The 2,764-nt window shown below is 54.8% G+C and carries 4 protein-coding genes; all 4 read right to left on the bottom strand.

The window, feature by feature from the left end:
* Positions 1-35: 35 nt before the first annotated feature.
* Positions 36-1,073, bottom strand: a complete 1,038-nt coding sequence (locus QZY07_RS05915) for an IS630 family transposase (protein ID WP_295400608.1) — start codon at positions 1,071-1,073, stop codon at positions 36-38.
* A 217-nt stretch (positions 1,074-1,290) separates the two neighbouring features.
* The gene (locus QZY07_RS27320) at positions 1,291-1,590 is read right to left on the bottom strand and encodes a hypothetical protein (RefSeq protein ID WP_363183792.1); all 300 of its coding nucleotides are present in this window, start codon (positions 1,588-1,590) and stop codon (positions 1,291-1,293) included.
* On the bottom strand, positions 1,557-1,709 hold the full coding sequence (locus QZY07_RS05910) for a hypothetical protein (RefSeq protein WP_295400606.1): 153 nt from the start codon (positions 1,707-1,709) through the stop codon (positions 1,557-1,559). Before QZY07_RS05910 ends, QZY07_RS27320 begins: the two co-directional genes overlap by 34 nt.
* Before the next feature lie 288 nt (positions 1,710-1,997).
* Entirely contained in the window at positions 1,998-2,246 is a 249-nt protein-coding gene (locus QZY07_RS05905) for a hypothetical protein (RefSeq protein ID WP_295400605.1), read from the bottom strand.
* Between the last annotated feature and the right edge of the window lie 518 nt (positions 2,247-2,764).

Raw genomic sequence — 2,764 nt, 5'->3', positions numbered from 1 at the left:
TATAGCCATTTAATGTGATATCCAGACGTTTCTATTCATGCCGCATATTGAGTCTCTGGGAGTTTAAAGAATGATCGCACGCGTGCTATTTTTTGTTGCAATGACCGTAATGCCGAATGCAATCTTTTCTTCAAATCGAGCTTGTTCTTGATGGGTTGCCGCCCGAGCCGTTTATCTTTGATTTCTTCCCAAACATGCTCGTCTGGATTGTGCTCGGGGCTATAGGCTGGCAAATAATGAAGACGGATTTGTTTGCGATGACAGCAAACAAATCTTCGAACCGCTTTCGACGTATGAAATGAAGCGCGATCAGCAATCAAAATCAGGGGACGTTTGCGACCTTTCAAAAGTTGTTTAAGAAATTGAATAGACTCCTTCGAATTAATGCGTTTTTCGGTGACGTGATACTTTAATTCTCCCTTGGCGGTCACCACCGATAAGATATTGTACCGACCGCGTTTCCCTGTCACGAACACTTTCGGCGTTTCGCCACGCGCACCCCAGGTTTTGCCGGAATGCTCGCGAAGATCGACAGCCGATTCGTCTTCGAATCCGATATCAGCCCCAATCTTATTAGCAAACCTTTGAATTTTAGGGAATTCTACGTTCAAGAACGGCTCAACCTTCTCTGGATCCTGTTCTGCCGGAAAATAACCTGGTTTTTGGCAACTCAGATCCATGTTCCTTAAGTGATGATTCACTGTTTCGCCAATGACATCAACTCCATCATACTTCGAGAGAAGCTCGGCTAAAAGATCACAGGTCCAGAGATTGGTATCGTATCCGAAATCTTCGGGCGTCGAATTGAGAACAGTCTCTTTTAACCAGTCGTCCATGGCTTTCGTGACAACGGGTTCTGCACCGGGCGCTTTTTTGGTGTCAAGGCCATCGTACCCGTGCTCGCGAAAGCGATTCATCCAATCATAAATACAGCGACGACTGAGACCAAGAATATCAACGACGTCTTCTGGGCTATAGCCTTTTTCATTAACCGCATTCACGGCTATCTTCCGAAGATAGCTCATGATTTCATCAGGAATAAGCCGAGCGTCTGATAACCAATTAGGTTTCATGATACACCCCGTCATTCTAAATCTATTCAACTTATATTGCTGTAGACGGCATCGATCACGGACGTCAGATCCTTCCTCGCAACGCGCATTCCCAAACGATGATGACGCGCCAGCCGGACGCAATGAGAGCGCTTAACGCACGCCTGTCACGCTCCCGATTATCCTGGAGCTTTTTCTCCCAGAAGTCACGGCGTGTTTGAAGAATGACGGGCAGAGGTCAGCCGTGCGCGTGCCAGAAACACCCATGGACCATCATCAAGGTACGTCGTCCGGGAAACACGATATCGGGGCAGCCGGGCAGTTTGCGATCATGGAGGCGGTAGCGGTAGCCTCTGGCGAACAGGGCACGACGAATCCTGGTGGTACGATCACGGATGACTTCTGCACATTGAAACTGAAACTGCCGCCGAAGGATGGCGGCGGATCGATCCGGACGCGCGCCAGCGAACCGTGTGGCTCGGCGTCGTTCTGCACCAGCCCGTTTCAGCCGCCGGCCTGGATCAGGCGGTGGTTGCAATCGAAATCGAAGCCCTGACGCGCCGCCGCCCGGTTGCCGAGCCGGTCTTCCGGTCGATCGCGGTTGGGTGGCCAGAGGTGGCCGTCGAGCGGAATCTCGCCGACCCCGGCAAGAGGCATCCTGAAGGTTCGCGGATCGCCTTCAAGGGGCGCGCCCGCGTACCCGAAAGGGTCGAGCGCGGGCGCCGTGGTGCGGATATGGTGCTCCGGCTCCCCCCTGCTCCTGCCGGTCGATGCGAATTCTCAGTACGCTGTACTGGATGAAGCGATGGAAATGCAGACCAAGATGCCGTTCCAGTCGCCGGTACAGTGCATTGAGTATGTCGCGGAGCCCCAGCTGGAGACTGGCAGCTTGCCGATGTCGTCCCACAGCACCACCGTTCCCGATGCCCGCAGGTCTAGCGGCGACTAGGGCGCATCGATCAGCGCCGCCGCCTGACGCTCATCGAAGGTGTCGCAGTCCCAGTGACGCCGGATTCCCGTCAGCGTCCAGCGCCGACCGACCGTCAGGCCGTCCCGCCGCGACATGACGATCAGTGTGCGGGCGTGACTGGAGGAGGACAGTTTGAGTTCCAGCCCGAACTTGCCGAGCGAGGTATGATCGACGCGTTCGGCGGACCGAAGCGCATGGCGGTGTGCAGCTGATCCGCCGTCCATGCCGGCTCCGCCAATCGACCACCGCCACCCCGGCGATGCGCTCGCCGCTTCATAGAAACCGGATCAGTCCGGTAGGGTGCGCATCGCGTACCATTCGGCTCATTCCCATGAAGAAACGTGAATGATTCAATCACATCATGCCGGTTGGGAACGGCTCAAAAACAACTGTAATATTGGGGGCGGGCCAAGAGTAAGGTACGCGATCCGTACCCTGCTACTACTTGGCGAGGGCGGTACGGTGATGAATACAATTACTCCTGACGTTGTTGTCGCATACTCACACTGCACTCGGAAGGCGTTCCTAATCCTTCACGCGGAAGATCCGGGAATGCCCCACGAGTACGTGCGTTTGCTTGAAGAAAAGGCGTGTCGAAACCGCCTCAGTACAGTACAAAACTAATCAAGCGCCACCATTAGGGCCAGGCGCGCCTCACGTCACACGCCACCGAGAAGGGTCGCCCGTCGAGCATGAATCCCAGCACACAGAGGAATTCGGCACTGCATTCGGCCAGTTTGGC

This window comes from uncultured Thiocystis sp. (assembly GCF_903866365.1).
Classification (GTDB): domain Bacteria; phylum Pseudomonadota; class Gammaproteobacteria; order Chromatiales; family Chromatiaceae; genus Chromatium.
The sequence above is the reverse complement of the archived record's forward strand: the minus strand, read 5'-3'. Positions and strand labels throughout refer to the sequence as shown.

What these genes read in the sequence shown, in the direction of transcription:
- QZY07_RS05915 (WP_295400608.1), bottom strand. Translation starts at nt 1,073, where the DNA reads ATGAAACCTAATTGGTTATCAGACGCTCGGCTTATTCCTGATGAAATC.
- QZY07_RS05910 (WP_295400606.1), bottom strand. Translation starts at nt 1,709, where the DNA reads ATGCCTCTTGCCGGGGTCGGCGAGATTCCGCTCGACGGCCACCTCTGG.
- QZY07_RS05905 (WP_295400605.1), bottom strand. Translation starts at nt 2,246, where the DNA reads ATGGACGGCGGATCAGCTGCACACCGCCATGCGCTTCGGTCCGCCGAA.